Annotated in this window: 3 protein-coding genes; 1 reads left to right on the forward strand and 2 read right to left on the reverse strand. The window is 73.6% G+C overall.

All coding sequences use genetic code 11. The features are described 5' to 3' along the window. The first annotated feature begins 146 nt into the window (after window positions 1-146). On the forward strand, window positions 147-773 hold the full coding sequence (locus tag ACM2XV_RS14435) for a DedA family protein (protein ID WP_344774337.1): 627 nt from the start codon (window positions 147-149) through the stop codon (window positions 771-773). 147 nt (window positions 774-920) lie between these two features. Here ACM2XV_RS14435 and ACM2XV_RS14440 read toward each other — a convergent pair whose 3' ends face one another. Then, window positions 921-1,778, reverse strand: a complete 858-nt coding sequence (locus tag ACM2XV_RS14440; RefSeq protein WP_487027434.1) for a T3SS effector HopA1 family protein — start codon at window positions 1,776-1,778, stop codon at window positions 921-923. Then, window positions 1,775-2,318 (reverse strand): phosphotransferase family protein (locus ACM2XV_RS14445; protein WP_487027435.1); only part of this gene is annotated, 544 nt, incomplete at its 5' end. The genes ACM2XV_RS14440 and ACM2XV_RS14445, both read right to left, overlap by 4 nt.

Below are 2,318 nucleotides of genomic sequence, written 5' to 3' on the forward strand. Positions count from 1 at the left end.
CGGGCATGGTCGTCCCCTTTCACCGCTACGGTGCCACACCGCCTGGGCGCACCGCGGTTGCGGCACGAAAAGCGATACCGCAGTAGGGGGTGCGCGCCAACCCCAGGGTGACGACGGCGGCCCGAGGCATCCGTAATTTCGATGGCATGGACACCGTCGGGCACCTCGTCACCCTCGCCGCAGCCTCACCCTGGGCACTCGCCCTGGTCGCGCTGGCTCTCGTGATCGACGGATTCTTCCCCTTCGTGCCGGGCGAGACGCTGGTGGTCGCGACCGCCGCCGCAGCCGCTGCAGGGGGCGGAAGCCCGTGGCTCGTGCTCGCCGTGGCCGCTCCCGCGGCGCTCGCCGGCGACCTGATCGCCTACCACCTGGGCCGCCGCCTCGGCATCGAGCGCTGGGTCACCCCGAAGCGCCCGCGCCTCGCCCGCGCCTTCGGCTCCGCGCAGCGGCGGCTCGAGCTGAACCCCGCGTCGATCCTGCTGACGGCGAAGTTCCTGCCCTTCGTGCGCGTCGCCGTGTCGATGACGGCAGGGGCGGGGCGGATGCCCATGCGCCGGTACTTCCCCCTCGCGGTCGCCTCGGTGACGCTCTACACGGGCTTCCATGTCGCGCTCGGCGCGGTGGTCGGGTCGGCGGCCTTCGCGCTGCTCGGCAACCCGCTGATCGCGCTCGCGGTCTCGATCGCGGTCGGCTTCGCGGCGGGCGTGCTCATCGACCTCGCGATGCGGGTGGTGCGTGCCCGATTTCGCCGCCCCGTGGTCGCCGCCGCCTGACGTGGACTAGGCGCATCCCACGCACAAACCCCCGGCGGACTGGGATCGCCGGGGGTTTGCGCGGTGCCGGCCGCGAGCGGCCGCCGGGTGGCGCCGACATGAACAAGGAGAAGGGGTGGGGGTTGTCGGCGCTCCCGAGTCTGTCGGTCACGGCGAGCGGGTCGCCCCCGCCGGCTCGAGCACGAGCTCGGCCTGCCCCGGCCCGAGGTGCGGGCGCGCAGGGTCGATGCCCGCCTGCAGGAAGGCGTCGATGATCGCGCCGAGCCGCACGTGCGGGTCGGGCGCCGAGGCGGCCGAGAGCCCGCGGGCGATCAGCCCGCAGCGGTGGAAGCCGAAGCTCGCGCCGTCGCCCGGGTCGTCCGCGACCGCGATGCCCGGCGCCACCTCGCGGGTGAACGCGGGCACCTCTGCGCCGAACGCCTCGGCGCTCCATGCGGCCGTCGCGCAGCGCACCAGCGCGGCGGCGTCGGCCCGGGTCGTGTAGAAGACGGCGGCGTCGGGGCGGCCGAAGTTCGCCGGGTTGTCGAGCAGCTTCGCCGCGAACACGACGCCGGCCGACTCGAGCCCGCCGACCACCGTGCGGAACACGCGGGGCGCCGCATCCGGCCTGACGTTCAAGTAGCAGCGCAGGGTCGGCGGCGCCGGCTCGCCCACGTGTCGCGACCCGTGCACCGTGAGGTAGCCGAGCAGGCGCGAGCGCAGGCGATGCCGGCCGCCGAACTCGGCGTGCAGCCGCTCGACGAAGGCGTCATCGGGGTCGCCGATCGGGTGCAGGGTGCCGCGGTCGTCGCGAGGCGGCCACGCCGCGGCATCCGCGTGGCCGTGGAAATACGCGGCGTACAGGCGGCGCGTGAGCAGATCGAGCTCGTAGGCCGAGTGGCTCGGCACCGCGGTGGGCTTGACCTCGCGGGCGATGCGCCGCAGCAGCGGGTACCAGCGCATGCTGACGCGTGGCGTCGCACTGACGGAGGCGGGGGAGAAGGGGGAGAAATCGAGGGTCATCATGAGAGCAGTTCCAGCGCGGCGTCGGGTCGCAGCGCGAGTTGTTCGGCGGCCTGAAGGTAGGCCAGGGCGTGCGGGGGCAGGGCGGCGGCGTCGGCTGCGACGCCGGCGATCTTCGACAGCAGGCTGAACGCGGCGAACCGCGCCGACTGCCTGCGGTCTTCGGGGGTCTGGGGAATGACGGACTCGTAGCCGGCGAGGCCCGCGCGGATCTCACCGAGGATGTCGGTGAACGGAATCGCGGAGTTCTCGATCCACTCGGTCAGCGCGGTTCCGTCGCGGAAGTCGAGGCCGAGCAGCCACGTGCCGAGGAACTCGCCGACCAGGCATCCCACGTCCCAGCGGGGGTCACCGTAGCCCGCGGACTCCCAGTCGACGAGCACGACCGGCTCGCGCGCCTCGGTGCTCTCCGTGCACTGCACGTTGTCTTCGGCGACGTCGCCGTGGATGACGCAGCGCGGCTCCCAGCACGCCACCGCCGTCTCGAGCCCGCGCAGCAGGCCGGCGTGGCGCACGAGCGCGAGCAACTCGACCCAGGCGTCG

This window comes from Gryllotalpicola sp. CP2-P1, from assembly GCF_057512245.1.

What these genes read in the sequence shown, in the direction of transcription:
- ACM2XV_RS14435 (WP_344774337.1), top strand. Translation starts at nt 147, where the DNA reads ATGGACACCGTCGGGCACCTCGTCACCCTCGCCGCAGCCTCACCCTGG.
- ACM2XV_RS14440 (WP_487027434.1), bottom strand. Translation starts at nt 1,778, where the DNA reads ATGATGACCCTCGATTTCTCCCCCTTCTCCCCCGCCTCCGTCAGTGCG.